This is a genomic window from Legionella sp. ST3F1, assembly GCF_048553315.1.
Classification (GTDB): domain Bacteria; phylum Pseudomonadota; class Gammaproteobacteria; order Legionellales; family Legionellaceae; genus Tatlockia; species Tatlockia donaldsonii.
Genome location: NZ_JBLZIO010000006.1, coordinates 51,439 through 67,124 on the forward strand (window position 1 = coordinate 51,439; position 15,686 = coordinate 67,124).

A 15,686-nucleotide genomic window follows, 5' to 3' on the forward strand; every position below is an offset into this window, starting at 1 on the left:
ATGAATGGTAATCAGCATCCGCAATTAAAATATAAACGCATTTTACTTAAGTACAGTGGTGAAGCGTTAATGGGACAAGCCCAATTTGGTATTGACCCGTCTGTTCTTGACCGTATTGCCAATGAAGTGGCTGAACTTATTCACATGGGTGTTGAAGTCGGCTTGGTGATTGGCGGTGGCAATTTATTTCGTGGTAAAGCCTTGTCTGAGGCTGGCTTAGGCCGAGTTACCGGCGATCATATGGGTATGCTTGCCACTGTCATGAACGCCTTGGCCTTGAGAGATGCGTTGGAGCGTATTGATTTACCAGCGCGGATAATGTCAGCCATTCCTATGATGGGAATGGTTGACCCTTACCACCGCCGTAAAGCTATTACCCATTTACGCAATGGGCATGTCGTTATTTTTGCTGCGGGTACTGGAAATCCGTTTTTTACGACAGATTCTGCTGCCTGTTTACGTGCCATTGAAGTTGGAGCGGATGTCGTGTTAAAAGCGACAAAGGTAGATGGTATTTATTCGGATGATCCGATTAAAAATCCTCAGGCGACCCGTTATGATTACTTAACCTACAAAAAAGTATTGAGTGACGGATTGCAGGTAATGGATTCTACTGCCATTTGCTTATGCCAGGATCACGGTATGCCTTTACAAGTATTTAAGCTGACGGCTCCAAATGCGCTAAAGAAAATTGTCCTTGGTGAACGTGTTGGTACCATAGTAGGAGCAAACCATGATCAATGATATTAAACAAGACGCTGAAAAGCGGATGAAAAAAACCGTTGAGACTTTGCAACATGATTTGACTAAGATTCGAACTGGTCGTGCTAACGCCGGTTTATTGGATCATGTGCAGGTTGATTACTACGGTACACTAACTCCCTTGAATCAAGTAGCCAATATTACGAGTAGTGATTCCCGGACTTTACTGGTAACACCTTGGGAAAAAGCGATGGTCGCAGCTATTGAGAAAGCGATTTTGACCTCTGATTTAGGCTTAAACCCAGCAACAGCAGGTAGTGCGATCCGCGTACCGATGCCTCCTTTGACTGAGGAGCGTCGTAAAGAATTGATTCGTGTTGTCAGAGCTGAGGGTGAGCAAGGTCGGGTAGCGATTCGAAATATACGCCGTGATGCAAATACCCACCTTAAAGAGCTTGTCAAAGAGAAAGAAATTTCTGAAGATGATGAGCGTCGAGCCGGAGAAGTTATTCAGAAGCTTACTGATAAATACATCGCTGATGTTGACGCAACGCTTGTTGAAAAAGAAAAAGATTTAATGGAAATTTAATGACATTTCAACTATCTTGACGATTGTGCCTTGATTTTCTGTGCTCCGCTGCGATGCTCGATAATCAAGGCACAAGTCAATTGCACCTAGTTTTTTATCTCCGCTACACAACCCCATTTACTATCCCAAGTCAAATGTTTAATTTTTTTACTTTGCTTAAGAAGATCCAGTAAAGAAGCGACAGTCTCGCTTTTGCAGGCCAGTATGATCATGTTGGGACAATTTTTAACGGGTAAAGCAACTGTAGCAGATAAAAATTGTTGTCGGATAAGTTGAAAAATTGGCCATTGTTCATGTCTGTTGGCTAAATTTACCGCGAGAATACCGCCAGGTAACAGTGAATGCTTACAATTAACAAAAAATTGTTCCGTATTACATTGGGGTGGGAAGGCTTCAGCGCTGAATAAGTCAACAAGTAGATGTTGAAATTGCAGGGTAGTTTGTTGCAAAAATAGACTGGCATCCTGATGTACAATATGAACGTTTTTAAGGTTATTAATCATAAAAAATCGTTTCGCAATATCAATCACCTCGCTATTGTTTTCTACCACTGTCAGTTGGGAGTCTGCCAATAGGGAAGATAATGCATGAGCCGCTCCGCCGCCTCCAAGACCTAGCATACAGCAATTAGCTGGTTGTAATTGCACCGTCAAAATAAGCGATTTGATATACCGTAATGCTGGTCGGTGGGGAAAATATCTGTTTAAAACAGTTTGTAATGCAGTACCATCAAACTTTAACCAGCGAAAGAAAAAATTTTGAAAAACTCTGACTCCTGTTGATGAGCGATAAATACATCGTCCTGCGAAAGTTTTCCACATACCCTTACTCAGTTTTTTCGCGTTGAAAAGGATAAAGTGCCCCCAGGTTTAAGAGACTGCTTAACTCATCTAAGGCTGATAAACACTCATCAATAAGTAAGGGATCACGCAAGTCGTTCGCTTGTAATTGAGTACGGTAATGGCGTTTAACCCAAACCTCAAGACGGTCTAGTAGCGTATCATTTACTAAAACACCCTGGTGCATTGCTTGTAGCTCTAATTCGGTTAAAGGAACACGTAATCGCAGGCAAGCGGGCCCCCCTCCATTACGCATACTTTGCCTAAGATCAAGATAGTGCACAGCAGCGATAGGATTTGTATTATCAGCTAGTAACTCATCAATCAGTGCCTTAACCACAGTATTTTCCTGGCATTCACCAGGAGCAATCAAAATCATCCTGCTATTTTCTGCAGCATTAGGCAGGGTAATCAGTTGTGAGTTAAAGAGATAAGAGCCGACTGCTTCGGCGACACTGAGGCGATTACGGTTAACTTTCAGGATCTGAATTTGAAAGTTAGCTTTAGTTTGCAACTCATTCAGAAGCTCCGTTTGACACCAAAAAGCATCCTCATGAATGAATAGCACCGATTCATTGGCGACAGCGATGACGTCATTATGAAAAACACCCTGATCAATTGCCAGTGGATTTTGGCAGGCAAAAATAACTTGATTGGGATTTAACAAATGCGATCGGGCAATTGCCTGGGAGGCTTCAAGTGTTTGCCGCGCGGGGTATTTTAAGGGACTGTTCGGTGAGCCAGAATTTTTTGCTAACGCCTGTTTACCGTAAACAAATAAATTTATAGCGGCTGCATTATGCTTAGTGCATAGACGATTATGATTGGCTGCACCCTCATCGCCTGTAATGGCACTTCTCGGTAGTACAGGGTGATGATTAAAGTAAGTTTTATCGTGAAAAAGCGTTTGCAACAAATAACTCGAAAAATCGGCTTCCTGATAACGATGTAAATTACTAATTAAATTGGCTGCTGTAAAATGAACTCGCTTATCAGCGGTATCAACGCTTGCTGAGACAGTTGCGGCGTTAGCAGTCCACATGCTGGAAGCAGAATAGCAGGCATTCAACAACTCAGGAGCGCCGCGATAGGCTTTTTCAATCTGTTGTGCAGCTGTACCGCTAAACCCCAATTGATACAATAAATGTAGATTAGGACGTTGGTGCGGTGGCAACAAAGCCTGCTTGATGCCAGATTGATGCAATAAGCGCATTTTAGCAAGCCCCTGAAGCGCAGCTGCCTGAGGATTGGAGACACTCAACGCATTTGATGCAGAAGCAAGGTTACCCGCAGCAAGGCCTGCATAATTGTGTGTTGGACCAACCAGACCATCCAGATTTAATTCATAGGTTTGCATAAACTTAGCTCAAGTCGATGCCGGGCAATAGTTGCGCTGGCGTGGTTAAATGAGGTTGCTCCATACTGGCAATAGGATAAGCGCAATAATCTGTAGCAAAATAAGCGCTGGGACGATGGTTACCACTACGACCTATACCACCAAATGGAAGGCTGCTTGCAGCACCAGTGGTTGGCCTATTCCAATTGATTAGGCCTGCACGTACCGTATGGTAGAATCGCTGATAGTGTTCTGGATTGTCGCTTAACAAGCCTGCTACCAAGCCATAACGTGTTTGATTGGCAAGTGCCAAAGCGTCTTCAAAATTCTGATAACGATAAACCTGAACCAAGGGAGCAAAAATTTCTTCATCAACAATTGTATGAGCTTTGGTCATATCAATGATGCCGGGGGAAAGCAAGCCTGTATTCTCGGTAAGTAAAGACATGGTTAACAAGGCAACACCGCCATTTTGAAGCAGTTTTTTCTGTGCGTGCAGATGCTGTAGGGCATGCTCGTGACTAATAACGGGTCCTAGGAAAGGCTCTGGCTTCTCGGTAAATGCGCCAATACGCATTTTTTCACAAGCGTTTATAAAACGTGCAAGGATTTGATCACCCAATTGGTTATCTGCAATAAATAGTCGTCTCGCACAACTACACCGTTGGCCGGCAGTGATCATTGTGGAAACCAGCGTATGATAAATAGCAGCATTCACATCATTAACCTCATCAATGATGAGTGGATTATTGCCTCCCATCTCCAGTGCCAAAATAACCTCTGGTTTGTCACTAAAATGCTGGTGAATCTGCTGGCCTGTACGATAGCTGCCTGTAAAGTAAACGCCCTGGATGTCGGCTGCGAGGAGCTCTTTGCCGCAATCAGCATTACCTTGCACACAATTAATAACACCTTGCGGTAAACCGCTTTCGTGCCAGCAGTGAACAATGAATTGTGCAACTGCTGGAGTCAGCTCACTTGGTTTATAGATAACCGTATTTCCTGCTAATAGGGCAGGTACAATATGGCCATTACTTAAATGGGCAGGAAAATTAAAGGCACCCAGAACAGCAACGACGCCATGTGGCTTATAACGCAGGCAGGCGTTTCCATCCGGCAGTGTGGTTTGTTTTTCGGCATTACGCTCTTGATAGGCTTGAATCGATAAATTAATTTTAGCGATAACCGCATTAACTTCGGTTAATGATTCCCATAAAGGTTTTCCTGTTTCCAAGGAAATTAGGTAGGTAAGCTCATTACGTTTCGTTTCCACTTCCTTGGCAAAAAGCTGCAAATAGTTGGCTCTCGTAGCAACATCCAGGGAAGACCAATAAGGCAAAGCAAGATGGGCTGCCTCACAGGCTTTTGCTATTTCTGCAGGCGTTGCGCTAGTACCTTGCCAAATTACTGAATTATCTGCAGGATTCCTGGAGACAAACAGTTTTCCTTCTCCTTGTACCCAATGGCCTCCAAAATAATGATTTGCTGTGCTGTTATTTTGTTGGCCTAAATTCATTTTTTCTGCTCACTATAAATAGTTGGTTCTTCAATCTGTAAAGGGGCGATCCGTAGACAATCACCCCGTTTGACTTCCAAGAGTCGAGCGGTTTCCTTGCTAATAATACAAGAGGCTTGCTGAGTATTAAAAATAGCTTGACTAACAGTGGCGCGAAAATCAAGTTTCGTATTTGCAAGTAAAAAACGTTTGCTACCAACCTCATCACTAATACTTTTAATAGTCATAATGCGACTGGCTGCAAGCGTGCGTATCTGGTTCCGTGGAGCCTCAATTGTGGGCCCTGCATCGAAAATATCGACATAACAGTGGTAGCGAAAGCCTTCATGTAACAAGATATTCATTGCCGGGACAGTGGATTGATGTGGTTTGCCAATCACTGCTTGTGCTTCTGGTGCAAGTAATTTGACATATAGCGGGTTTCTTGGCATTAAATCCGCAATAAATTGCTTGTTCGTCGAAATTGTTAAGCGATCAGCATCAGCAAAAGGCATATGAAAAAAATGCCTTCCTACATTATCCCAGAAAGGGGAGTGTCCCCATTCGTCGGAGATACCGCGCATTTCGGCAATGATGGTAGAGGCAAAGCGATTGGGATAGTGGGCAATAAAGAGAAAACGGGCTCGTGAAAGAAGCAAACCATTACTACTCTGTCTGTAAGCAGGCTCTAGAAACAAAGTACATATTTCACTGCGTCCTTGATTGTCATTAACCAGGCTTAGTACTTCATAATCACTGCGAATATTAAGAGAATGGCAGATTCGGGTGCGTTTAGATAACTTGTAGGAGTAGAAAGGGAGTTCATGTCCAGTCGCTGCTTCAATCGCCGAGGTTCCAATAACTTGCCCTTTTTCTGGTTCTTCCAATACAAATAGATAGTACTCACTTCTTGGCTTGTGAACCGTTTTTTCAAAAGAAGCACAAGACCAGGCAAGGCGCTTGCGGAGAAGTTCTTTATCTTTTGGCAGTGTGGTCATGCCAATACCGCAATGTTCAGCAAGATGAAAAATAGCATCCAGATCAGTTTCTCGCGCACGGCGAAATAGCATCATCTTATTAATTCCTCAAGCCCACCATTTGCCAAATCAAGAAGTAACAGGGTGCTAAGTGAAGCACGTTCAACAAGGCTATCCAGTAACACAAATTCATTGGGACTATGAATATTGCCTCCGCGAACACCTAAGGTATCAATAACCGCTAAACCATGCTGCGCAAGATTGTTGCCATCACAACAGCCGCCACTATCTTGCCAGTCTATCGATAAACCGAGTGCTCGTCCAACCTGTTTGATGCGGTTAAATAGCCGTTCAGTCCCCTCGCTGATTCGTTTAACTGGCCGGCCGAAGTCACCATGAAGGGTTAATGAATAATCGTCACGTTTCATTTTATTGATAAGCGTAGTGAGTTGCTGTCGTACCCATACTTCGTCGTCTGGCTGATTGATACGAACATCCAATTTGGTAACTGCTTTATCAGGTACAACATTCAATGCTTCGCCACCAGCAATTTTACCGACATTAATAGTAACACCATCCCGTTGTCCATTTAGGGCGTGGATAGCGGTAATTGCTTCAGCAAGATAGCAAATAGCGTTGCGCCCCTCAAAGAAAGCACGACCTACATGTGCTGATCGACCGGTAGCAACGAGGGTCAATTTGCCACTGCCGCGACGATTTTTAGCCAATGTACCCTCGGTATTCATGGCCGGTTCGTAAATCAAGGCAGCCTGATAGTTAGCAGCAATTTCTGCCAGAAAAGGGCTTGAAGTAGGGGAGCCAATTTCTTCATCGGCATTAATCATTACATCCCAACCGAGCCCGGAAGCAGTAGAACTTTCTTCAAAAGCAGCCAAGGCATGTAACATGACGATAATGCCCCCTTTCATATCGGCAACGCCAGGGCCGTTTATTTCATTATCATTCAAGTAGGTTAGGTTTTGAAAGGGGTGATTTGCTGCATAGACTGTATCCATATGCCCACACAGTAGAACACGACGTTTTAATTCAGGTCGTTTACGAATGAAAAGGATATCTCCGCAATGCTGGACTATCGTGTCACCCGTCATGTTGATGGTGGTTGTAACAGGTGGTTTAGGCGTTTGTATTTTATCCGCGACAGGCATGAATGCATTGCTTAACAACTGATGCATCTGTGCCAAGCCTTGTAAATTTTCTGTACCGGAGTTGATGGTGCAGAATTGATGTAATTGCTCTATCATGGCCTGCTTACGGCCACTCAAAGCGTGAACCAATTCCTTTGTTGCTCGATCCATTACATTCACTCATACACAAAGCTTATGACATTAGCGGAAATTCTCATGCTCCGCAATATAGCCGGTCACTTCATGGGGGAGTACTGCAGCAGATGAATAGTTACTTCCTAACCTAAGTGGAAGAAGAATGCGCTAAGAATAGGAAGAGGGGATTGAACTTTGTATAATGCTGATTTTGTTGGAGAAATCGTGTACTGTTTATTGGAAAAAGTCCATCCGCAATGGCACAAGATAGTGGCTCAGGCCCTGGAACAGGTTGATAAAGATTATCTTTTACAATTACAAAATAGTAGCCATTGGTTGCCGGGCATCAATGCTTTGTTTGCTGCTTTTAGCCTCCCTCTCTCTGATACGAAGTATATTTTATTGGGTGAATCACCTTATCCTCGTCCCGAATCAGCGAATGGTTATGCTTTTTGGGATAACTCGGTTCATAATTTGTGGAGCCAAACAGGACTTAGCAAAGAAGTGAATCGTGCAACCTCTCTGCGTAACTGGATAAAAATGTTATTGGTTGCCAGGGGTGATTTGCAACAGGATCGCTCACAGGCAGCCATTGCGACGCTTGATAAATCGCATTATTGGCAAACGGCAGAACAGTTTTTTATCTCTCTGATTAATAAGGGTTTTTTACTTTTAAATGCGTCTTTGGTGTATAGTGAAGATAAGGTAAGGTTTCATGCAAAGCACTGGCGTCCTTTCATGCACAGTTTGCTAACGCAACTGGCTCAATACAATCAAACGTTGCAGTTAATTTTATTCGGTCGTATTGCTGAAGAAATACCAGAGGCCAGTTTTTTTTCTTGCTTAATCGCAGAGCATCCTTACAATTTAAGTTTCATTTCCAATCCGATGGTATTGGAGTTTTTTAAACCTTTGGACTTACTGAGTTGCCATGAATAGTAAATCGACGATAGATTCGCAAGAAATTGCCAAATTTGCTCAGCATGCTGCACGCTGGTGGGATAAAAATGGGCCGCTAAAAACGTTACATGATATAAATCCTGCACGCCTTGAGTTCATAAATGACCATTGTGAGCTCAACCAAAGTACAATCCTCGATGTTGGTTGCGGTGGCGGTATTTTATGTGAAGGAATGGCTGTACAGGGTGCTAATGTAACAGGTCTGGATGTTGAAACAGAGGCAATTGAAGCTGCTAAAGCGCATGCCAAAGAAAGCAATTTGGTCATTGATTATAGTTGTTGTCCTATCGAAGACTATGAGAGCCCACTGTTTGATGTAGTGACCTGCATGGAAATGCTGGAGCATGTACAAGAGCCACAGTTAGTGATAGAGCATTGTGCTCGCTTGCTAAAGCCGGGAGGCTATCTTTTTTTATCTACTATCAATAGAACATTTAAAGCGTATACCACAGTGATTTTGGCAGCAGAATATCTATTAGGGTTATTGCCTAAACAAACACATGATTTTGATAAATTTATTAAACCTAGCGAAATGGTGGCCATGTTAAGAACAGCGGGTCTTGAATTTATTGGTATGAGTGGCTTGTCGTATAATCCATTAAGCCGCATAGCAGGATTAAAAGAGGCCGTTGATGTTAATTATTTAGTGTCTTGCTTCAAGCCTTGAGCTTTTTTATCCCCGTAACGCTGTTGGTAACGTTGATGGGCATATTTAGCCTGCTCCTCTGTAACAATATCCACCTCATTACCAAATAAGTCGACACGGGCTGTGTTGGCTTTTTGGCAGTTTAAGTAAGCAGGGGATGAACTGTAATAGCTAAGGGCTTCGCGTAAGGCTTTCTTACTAAAAGTGGGTGTATCCAAACGTTCGTAAAAATCGATAATGTCGTCGAAGATACCAATTTGCAGTGGTTTGACCTGATTTCCCTTTTTAAAAAAGGCATTGGGGAAATGTTCTATTAACCAATCAATGATTTGCAATTTATCTTTTTTAACGCTTTCGTTTTGCCTATTCATACTCACACACTCTGAAGCAATTAAATCCCGATTAAACTACCATAAATAGTAGCTTTAGCAAGGCGCTTTCGCGATTTAATCAGTAAAAAGTCAGTTTTTTGCTACTAAGGAGTAAACTAATTAGGCAGAAATAGGAGTCAATTTGAGGCACTATCAGTTATCTTTTATCACTAGTTTGTCTTGCATTGCTCCAAGACATTTCTCAATCTATAGTAAGAAAACGGTGCTTAATCAAATGAAATTACTCTTCATTTAAATGTAACTTTATGAATAGTAACTATTTAATTTTATTTAGGAAAGAAAATGCTTCATTTGAATGATAATTGGTTGTCTTGCACAACAGAAAGCTAATTGCTAAATTTTAAGCATGACTTCAACGGATTTGGGGTCGTCCAAAAGGAATTGTAATCATAAGGAAATGATGATCAGGGATGATTTTTTTCAGGATAGGATGTCCTGAAAGGATGATTGCAAAAAGCCAGGGCCTAAAACCCTGGCTTTGTTATTTATACTGATGCGTAACCTGAATGAGAGAGATAGTAGCTATCAGGATAGTAAGCAAACACCACTGAACCCCCTTTGATTGTGTTAATTACTGGTTTCGCCAGGGTTTTAGCAATAGAAGGGCATCCCCAGCTTCGTCCTGCTCGTCCAGCCTTCTTAATGAAATCCGGTTCTACATACCATGCGCCATGGATTACCACTCGTCTGTTAAAAGCATTGTCATTAAAACCTCTTTCTAGGCCCTGGAGGTTCAAAGAATAACCCTTGGAGCCCATGTAAGTATTACGAGTAACATAGGTACCTAGGCTGGTTTCTTTACTGGAAACTTTGTTAGAAAAATGATGTGGAGTATCCATTCCCGAATTCTTACCATGTGCTACGTAAGTATTGTATAAAAGTCGTTCTTTGCTGAGATCAAAAATCCACATCCGTTGTTTGTTAGATGGTAAGGAATAATCAATAACAGTTAAAACTGGTTTTTTAACTGCGCCTTTGTCGGCGGCTTTTTTATAAGCAGTCAGAGCAAGCTTAAGAACTCTTCTGTTAAGTTTAGGGGCTTTTTGACTTAGATGTTGAACGTGTTTGTTGACATCAAAGCCAGTTTTTATTCCATGGGGTGTAGTCCCCGTAGTAGCGGTAGTGGAAAAGAAAGCCGCAGAAAGTATGCTTAATATAGTACTCATATTACTCCTTTTTTCTTGTTAACTCGCCTTGAAACAAGGTCTACAGAAAGGTGGTGATTATATTTACAACTAATGCAAATGTAAAATCACAAGGGGTATCCTTGCACATTAGGGATAAATATTAATCAATTCAGAGGGTTAACAAATGATTAGACTAAATTAATTGGCTAATAGTACATTAAATAGTTCAAAATGTAAACTAAGTATGCGAATTTTCGCCCGCCTTGCGGTTCTAAATTAGGTCAATTAGTGCGTAATTAGATCTGTTTTTGCTTGTCGAGCAAGCCATTTTTGCTCCATTTGGGCTGCGATTTAGTCTGTTTTATTGTTGTGATTGCAACAGATGGATTTCAATTAGAAATATTCTGCATTATTATCGCTTGATATTTTTTGACCCGTTGGATTGGAGGCAATATGCTTGAACGCTACTCAGCACAATTTCCGCAAGGTACACGTGCGCAGATTAACAAAGCGTATCGGATTGACGAATTAACATTAATGACCGAGCTTATCGAGAAAGCAGCATTAAGTAGTGAGCAAGTTGTTGCTATTCGCAATACGGCAACCCATTTAGTTGAACAGGTTCGTTCGGAGCGTAAGAAAAGCACAGGGATTGATTCCTTTTTGACACAGTATTCTCTTAGCAGCGATGAAGGGATTGCACTGATGTGTTTGGCGGAAGCGTTATTACGTGTGCCCGACAATGCCACTATCGACAGTTTAATAAAAGACAAGCTCACAACAGCTGACTGGAAGGCACACCGAGGCCAAAGTGATTCCTTTTTTGTTAATGCAACAACCTGGGCTTTGATGCTAACTGGGAAGGTTTTAACCCCGGAGCGCGCTGACTCAGTGCTAAGTAAGGCTGTATTCAAATTAATTAACCGCAGCGGTGAAGGGGTTGTGCGTAAGGCTGTTGATAAAGCAATGCGTATTATGAGTAAACAATTTGTAACCGGTCGAACGATCAAGGAAGCATTGTCTCGAGCAAAGAAAAAAGAAGCGATAGGGTACCGCTATTCCTATGATATGTTAGGCGAAGCAGCACTCACTGCTGTTGATGCGGATCGCTATTTCACTGCTTATAAAGAAGCTATTGAAGCAATAGGGAATAGCGTGGATGAGCGTACGAATGTTTATCAGCGCGCAGGCATTTCAATAAAACTTTCTGCGTTACATCCGCGTTATCAAGAAGCAAAGCGTGCGCGAGTTATGGAGGAGTTATCTCCGAAGCTCTTGGCGCTTGCTCAATTGGCCAAACAATATGATATTGCGCTAACGATTGATGCTGAAGAGTCAGAGCGACTTGATTTATCCCTTGATGTTATTGAACGTGTTTTTAGTGATGATAGCTTGTATGGCTGGCATGGGTTTGGAATGGCGGTGCAATCCTATCAGAAACGAGCCTTTTATTTGTTGGATTGGGTGGCTGCTCTGGCAAGAAGCAAACAGCGACGAATGATGGTTCGTTTGATTAAGGGGGCTTATTGGGATAGTGAGATTAAGAAAACACAAATGCAAGGCTTTTCCGAATATCCCGTATTTACCCGCAAAGTATTTACCGATGTATCGTTTCAAGCCTGTGCTAAAAAATTATTGACAATGACAGATGCTATTTACCCGCAATTTGCTACCCATAACGCCTATTCTGTTGCCATGATTTTAAATCTGGTGGGTGATTACCGTGATTTTGAATTTCAATGTCTGCACGGTATGGGTAACGAACTTTATGAGCAGGTTGTTCCAGCAAATCGTCTTGGTATACCATGCCGAATCTATGCGCCAGTTGGGAGTCACGAAGATTTATTACCCTATCTGGTTCGTCGTTTACTGGAAAATGGAGCAAATTCTTCTTTTGTAAATCGTATTGTTGATGAAAAAGCGCCAATCAGTACTTTGGTTGAAGATCCGGTAAGTAAGGCTAATCACTTACTGAGTAAGATAAACCAAAATATTCCTTTACCAGCGTCCATTTTCTTACCGGAAAGAAAAAATTCCGCCGGTTTTGATTTTTCTGATCGGGAATCAGTAGCCGCCTTACAACAGCTCTATATGAATATGGATCTGGCCCATTGGCAGGCCAACCCTATTATAGCAGGTAGACAGGGTGGTGAAGTTGATAGAAGTGTAACGTCACCACAAAACCCAGGACAATTGATTGGTAGGGTAAGTGACGCTACGTTACAGGATATCGATTGGGCTTTATCCCAGGGAGAACGGGCTTTCCCGGCGTGGAGTAATAGACCGGTTAGTGACCGAGCCGCTTGTCTTGAGCGCTTTGCCAATCTTTTAGAAGAAAATATGCCAGAATTGCTTGCTATGGCTTGTTTAGAGGCAGGTAAGACCTGGAGTGATGGTGTAGCGGAAGTGCGTGAGGCAGTAGATTTTTGTCGTTACTATGCCATGATGGCTGAAAAACTAATGGCTAAACCTGTACGCCTTCATGGCTATACAGGAGAATTAAACGAGCTCAGCCTACATGGTCGAGGTGTTGTTTTATGCATTAGTCCATGGAATTTTCCTTTAGCTATCTTTACCGGCCAAGTTGTTGCCGCCTTGGTAACCGGGAATTGTGTGATTGCCAAACCGGCTGAGCAAACATCCTTAATTGCTGCTTTCGCAGTCAAACTGATGCACCAAGCCGGTATTCCAGTTGATGTTGTACAATTATTACCCGGTAATGGTGAAGCAGTGGGAGCTCCCCTGGTGGCGGATCGCCGTATAAAAGCGGTAATTTTTACTGGCTCAACACAGACAGCAGAAAGTATTAATAAAATTTTAGCGGTTCGTGGTGGAGAAATTATTCCTTTGATTGCTGAGACAGGTGGTCAAAATGCCATGATTGTTGATTCGTCTGCTTTGTTAGAACAAGTGGTTGTTGACACAATTGCGTCAGCTTTTGGTAGTGCGGGACAGCGTTGTTCGGCTTTACGGGTTTTATATGTGCAAGAAGAAGTCTATCCACGTATACTCGAACTGCTTAAAGGGGCGATGGCTGAACTGCAAGTTGGTGATCCACGTTGGCTTGCTACGGATGTAGGACCTGTAATTGATAGTGAAGCTTTGGCTGGATTAAAAGCCCATGTGGTCGCTATGCAACAAAATTATGAGATTATTTATCAATGCAAGCTGCCGGAAGAATGCGAAACAGGTTATTTCATGCCGCCTACGGCGATTGCTATTGATAATATAGCTGCTCTTAAAAAGGAAGTGTTTGGACCAGTGCTCCATGTCATTAGTTATAAGCGTAAAGCGTTAGACAATGTTATCGAACAGATTAATAGTACTGGCTATGGTTTAACTTTGGGAATACATAGCAGAATCAGTCAAACGGTTGAATATATCCGACAACGAGTGCACGTTGGGAACTGTTATGTTAACCGTAATATGATCGGTGCTGTGGTTGGTTTGCAACCTTTTGGTGGTGAAGGCCTTTCCGGTACGGGACCTAAAGCAGGGGGGCCACATTATTTATTGCGTTTATGTCATGAGCGAACTTACACAGTAGATACCACTGCAGCAGGAGGTAATGCCAGTTTGATGTCGATTCCTGAAGGGATTTAGCTGTTTATACTCATAAAAATAATGTCATTCCCGCATAGGCGGGAATCCACCTTACAAAAGAGCCAGGTAGTCTGTTTGCTTGTAAACAGGCTACCGCGGTTTGATGTCCGTGCAGCAAGGCGCAGAAATGACGGTCATCGCTAGTCAATATAATGGTTGGGATGGGTTTTATCAAACGCCTCATCGTGTTTTTTAGCAAACCACCAGGGCAGTGCCACAAAGACAAATAAACCGCCACATAAAAACATTTCAAAAAAGAAAATATTATTAATTGGAATTTGTGTGGGTGGTACAAAACCTATAACCATTGCAGCAAGGCAACAAATAAGCCCAATACCAGCGACTAACCACATCACCAGGTTTCCTCCGGGTATTTTATAGCTGCGTGGTTGATCTGGTTTGCTGTAACGCAATTTTATTGCTGCAGCGAACATGAAAATATACACTAATAAAGCCATTTGGGCACTGAGATCGCTCAGTAGCCAATAAGCGGCATTAATTGAATCCAGTAAGATGAATACAGAGCTTAAAAGAGTAAAAATAATACCCTGGGTAATTAAAATAGCGACAGGAGCTCCATAGCGGTTAACCTTGGCAAATAGTTGCGGTAGAGAACCATCGAGTGCAGAGACCAGTAACCCTTTAGTTGGACCAATAATCCATGCTGATACACCACTTAAGCCACCGAGAATAATGAACACAGCAATCAACGGAGTCATCCAGGGCATGTGGTAAGAATCAAAGAATATGGCATAGGCATCAATCAAGCCGGAAACCACACTTAATTGATGATTAGGCACTACAAGAACAATAGCCAGGGAGCCACCTACGAGGGTGGCGAAAATAAGAATAGCTGAATACAAAATGGCGCGAGGGTAATCGCGTTGGGGGTTTTTAACTTCTTCTGCATGTACAGCAGACATTTCCATCCCGAGTAAGCCAAATAATACAGCTGAAAAAAGGGATAAATTTCCTATCGAACTGAAATCCGGGATCCAGGATGAGGGCATATCTGTAGTAAGCGGGCGGCCTTGAAAAAACCAAATAGCTCCTAAAAGGCTGATACCCACCATAGGCAAAATCGTACCAAGACTAGCACCAATAATACTAACGATACTGGATAGTCTCATACCAAAACAATTAAGTAAGGTAAAAAGCCAAAAAAGGCTCAACACAGTAATGAGAAGATAGGCTTTATTATTAGCAAGCTGGGGTGCAAAAAGATAGGATAAAGTCGCTGCTATAAAAGCGAGAATGGTTGGATACCAGACCACATTATAAATCCATTGCAGCCAAATGGTAATAAAGCCAGCACGACGACCAAATGCTTCACGTACCCAAACATAAAGGCCGCCTGTATTGGGATAAGCTGTTGCTAATTCAGCGGCAACCAGAGCAATAGGAATAAAAAAAGTGATTGCCGCAACTAAATAATAAGTGACTAAAGGCAGGCCTAATTTTGCACTGATAGGAAGCGTGCGCAAACTATCAACTGCAATCACATTAATCATAACTAGAGAAAAAACCGACAAAACTTTTTTAGAAGAACGCATGCGGGGTCCTTAGTGGATGCAGCTTAAGACAATTGGCGGTGTCTGATCATGCAGAATAAATAGGTAAAATTTGTAAGCGGGGAAATTTAGCAGTTTACCTTTATAAAATCAATCTGCACAGCCTTTGGAAACCCATAAAAGGGCTTTGGGACTGCGGAATTTATCAGGCTCCACAGTCCCTGAAAGA

Annotated in this window: 13 protein-coding genes; 5 read left to right on the plus strand and 8 right to left on the minus strand. The window is 42.4% G+C overall.

What is annotated here, in order from left to right; translation table 11 throughout:
* Both pyrH and frr read left to right on the plus strand, forming a co-directional pair.
* Positions 1 to 744, plus strand: coding sequence for a UMP kinase (gene pyrH, locus ACN4Z1_RS05970; protein WP_255673196.1), 744 nt, complete (start codon positions 1 to 3; stop codon positions 742 to 744).
* Positions 734 to 1,291: a ribosome recycling factor gene (gene frr, locus ACN4Z1_RS05975; RefSeq protein WP_115221095.1), complete on the plus strand. Its 558-nt coding sequence runs from the start codon at positions 734 to 736 to the stop codon at positions 1,289 to 1,291. The genes pyrH and frr overlap by 11 nt, the downstream gene beginning before the upstream one ends.
* A gap of 86 nt (positions 1,292 to 1,377) precedes the next feature.
* Here frr and ACN4Z1_RS05980 read toward each other — a convergent pair whose 3' ends face one another.
* From ACN4Z1_RS05980 to ACN4Z1_RS06000, 5 genes are read right to left on the minus strand one after another with little or no spacing between them, the layout of a single operon-like run.
* Complete coding sequence (locus ACN4Z1_RS05980; protein WP_228364192.1) at positions 1,378 to 2,112, minus strand: spermidine synthase; 735 nt, start codon at positions 2,110 to 2,112, stop codon at positions 1,378 to 1,380.
* 4 nt (positions 2,113 to 2,116) lie between these two features.
* The gene (gene astB / locus ACN4Z1_RS05985) at positions 2,117 to 3,487 is read right to left on the minus strand and encodes an N-succinylarginine dihydrolase (protein ID WP_228364191.1); all 1,371 of its coding nucleotides are present in this window, start codon (positions 3,485 to 3,487) and stop codon (positions 2,117 to 2,119) included.
* A gap of 4 nt (positions 3,488 to 3,491) precedes the next feature.
* Positions 3,492 to 4,982 (minus strand): succinylglutamate-semialdehyde dehydrogenase, encoded by a 1,491-nt coding sequence (astD, locus tag ACN4Z1_RS05990; protein WP_228364190.1) that lies wholly within the window; start codon positions 4,980 to 4,982, stop codon positions 3,492 to 3,494.
* Entirely contained in the window at positions 4,979 to 6,034 is a 1,056-nt protein-coding gene (locus ACN4Z1_RS05995) for an arginine N-succinyltransferase (RefSeq protein ID WP_228364189.1), read from the minus strand. The genes astD and ACN4Z1_RS05995 overlap by 4 nt, the downstream gene beginning before the upstream one ends.
* Positions 6,031 to 7,254 (minus strand): hydrolase, encoded by a 1,224-nt coding sequence (locus ACN4Z1_RS06000; protein WP_228364188.1) that lies wholly within the window; start codon positions 7,252 to 7,254, stop codon positions 6,031 to 6,033. Before ACN4Z1_RS06000 ends, ACN4Z1_RS05995 begins: the two co-directional genes overlap by 4 nt.
* A 189-nt stretch (positions 7,255 to 7,443) precedes the next feature.
* Between ACN4Z1_RS06000 and ACN4Z1_RS06005 the strand changes: the two genes are divergently transcribed.
* Together ACN4Z1_RS06005 and ubiG are read left to right on the plus strand one after the other, a co-directional pair.
* Positions 7,444 to 8,157, plus strand: coding sequence for a uracil-DNA glycosylase (locus ACN4Z1_RS06005; RefSeq protein ID WP_228364187.1), 714 nt, complete (start codon positions 7,444 to 7,446; stop codon positions 8,155 to 8,157).
* Complete coding sequence (gene ubiG / locus ACN4Z1_RS06010) at positions 8,150 to 8,845, plus strand: bifunctional 2-polyprenyl-6-hydroxyphenol methylase/3-demethylubiquinol 3-O-methyltransferase UbiG (protein WP_228364186.1); 696 nt, start codon at positions 8,150 to 8,152, stop codon at positions 8,843 to 8,845. Before ACN4Z1_RS06005 ends, ubiG begins: the two co-directional genes overlap by 8 nt.
* Here the strand turns inward: ubiG and ACN4Z1_RS06015 are convergent.
* Both ACN4Z1_RS06015 and ACN4Z1_RS06020 read right to left on the minus strand, forming a co-directional pair.
* Complete coding sequence (locus ACN4Z1_RS06015; RefSeq protein WP_181879339.1) at positions 8,818 to 9,195, minus strand: ProQ/FINO family protein; 378 nt, start codon at positions 9,193 to 9,195, stop codon at positions 8,818 to 8,820. The two genes, ubiG and ACN4Z1_RS06015, sit on opposite strands and share 28 nt — an antisense overlap.
* A 506-nt stretch (positions 9,196 to 9,701) precedes the next feature.
* Positions 9,702 to 10,382, minus strand: coding sequence for a murein L,D-transpeptidase catalytic domain family protein (locus tag ACN4Z1_RS06020; protein WP_115221103.1), 681 nt, complete (start codon positions 10,380 to 10,382; stop codon positions 9,702 to 9,704).
* 414 nt (positions 10,383 to 10,796) lie between these two features.
* Here ACN4Z1_RS06020 and putA point away from each other — a divergent pair, with 414 nt between their 5' ends.
* Positions 10,797 to 13,946 (plus strand): bifunctional proline dehydrogenase/L-glutamate gamma-semialdehyde dehydrogenase PutA, encoded by a 3,150-nt coding sequence (gene putA, locus ACN4Z1_RS06025; protein WP_228364185.1) that lies wholly within the window; start codon positions 10,797 to 10,799, stop codon positions 13,944 to 13,946.
* A 140-nt stretch (positions 13,947 to 14,086) separates the two neighbouring features.
* Here putA and ACN4Z1_RS06030 read toward each other — a convergent pair whose 3' ends face one another.
* Entirely contained in the window at positions 14,087 to 15,499 is a 1,413-nt protein-coding gene (locus ACN4Z1_RS06030) for an APC family permease (RefSeq protein WP_115221104.1), read from the minus strand.
* Positions 15,500 to 15,686: the final 187 nt, after the last annotated feature.